Source organism: Paraflavisolibacter caeni (assembly GCF_025628885.1).
GTDB classification, from domain to species: Bacteria; Bacteroidota; Bacteroidia; order Chitinophagales; family Chitinophagaceae; genus Flavisolibacter; species Flavisolibacter caeni.
Window position 1 is genome coordinate 1 of sequence record NZ_JAOTIF010000074.1, and the last position, 1,354, is coordinate 1,354.

General features: G+C 46.1%; 1 protein-coding gene. It reads right to left on the reverse strand.

Annotated elements, in window-relative coordinates:
- Positions 1 to 95: 95 nt before the first annotated feature.
- Positions 96 to 1,148: an IS110 family RNA-guided transposase gene (locus OCK74_RS27815; protein WP_279300389.1), complete on the reverse strand. Its 1,053-nt coding sequence runs from the start codon at positions 1,146 to 1,148 to the stop codon at positions 96 to 98.
- Between the last annotated feature and the right edge of the window lie 206 nt (positions 1,149 to 1,354).

Below are 1,354 nucleotides of genomic sequence, written 5' to 3' on the forward strand. Positions count from 1 at the left end.
AGAGATTCTGTGTTAAAAGTCAAGAGATTTTTACTTTAATTTTGTGTTTTAGGCGGCTGTATGCCAGCCTGTTTAGGAGGCAATATTTTTGCCTCCTAATTTTTTTCAGTTTCTATGGGTGCCATTTCTTCGATTTGATTTTTACAATAATTGCTGTCATATTTTTCCCCTTTTTTAAATATCGTGAACATCATTTCCAATAGTTTTCTTTGTACCGCCACCGCTGCTTTCATTTTGATACCATCTTTGGCCACCAGTCTGGTAAAGACGGCTTTATAGTGTTCATCATGTCTGATGGCGGCCAGGGCCGGTAAGTACATGGCTTTGCGTAAATGTTTGTTGCCTTTCTTCGATATCCTGGGTTTGCCTTTTATGGAGGTACCCGATTGCTTTTCCCGCACATCCAGGCCGGCATAGCTGGTTAGTTGCCGTTTGTTGCAGATCAGATCAAAGCCATTGGTCTCCCCTAAGACGGTAGCCGCCGTCAATAAGCCCACACCGGTGATGGAACAAAGCAAGACCACCACCTGTTGCACTGCTGGATCTGTTTTGATCAACTCCTTGATTTCCGCTAGGATTTCCCTTTCTTGTTTGTCTAATAAGTCAATCCGTTTCTTCAACCTCGCCATGCTTTTCTTATTTCCTTCCGCCTCACTCTGTTCAGCATGGAGCTGATTTTTACAGATGGTTTTCAGCTCGATGAGCTGGCTGCGTTCCCGGGTCAGCTGCCGGAGCTTTTGATAGATGGCCTGGGGCTTGGTCCAGGGCTCTAATTTGCGCTCCAGTCCAAAAAGGGCAATGGCCTGGGCGGCCGTCTTGTCGGTCATGGTCTTTTGCTCCAGGGTGCGCATGTAATTGCTGATTTTATTGGGCAGCACAATCGTGACTTCACAGCCATTTTCAACCAGATAATAGGCTAAGCACTCATGGTAGACCCCGGTGGCTTCCATCACATACCTGGTGGGGATGTCGGAGGGGGTCAATCGATTCACCCAACTCAGAAGGGCTGCAAAGCCTTGGGCCGTGTTGGGGAAGGTTTTCAAGGCATGCAACTCAGGTGTCCAGTCATCAAACATGCGGCCTAATTGCACCACTAACTCATTTTGGGCGACATCAATGCCTGCCACTTGTTTTACGATCTTTTTCATAACCAATGCTATAGTATTTACAATCATGAAGTGAAGCCTCTCCCTTGGTTTGGTCTCCTGGTGGGATATTCTGGATATAACGCCCTGCGCTATTCCTTACATTCTGTTCAAACTCTAGGAGAGATCAAAAGGGGAGGTAAAATCTCTATAACAGTATACCCTCAGGGGTTACTTAGACCTAAATTGTACGCTCACCCTTTTTCACT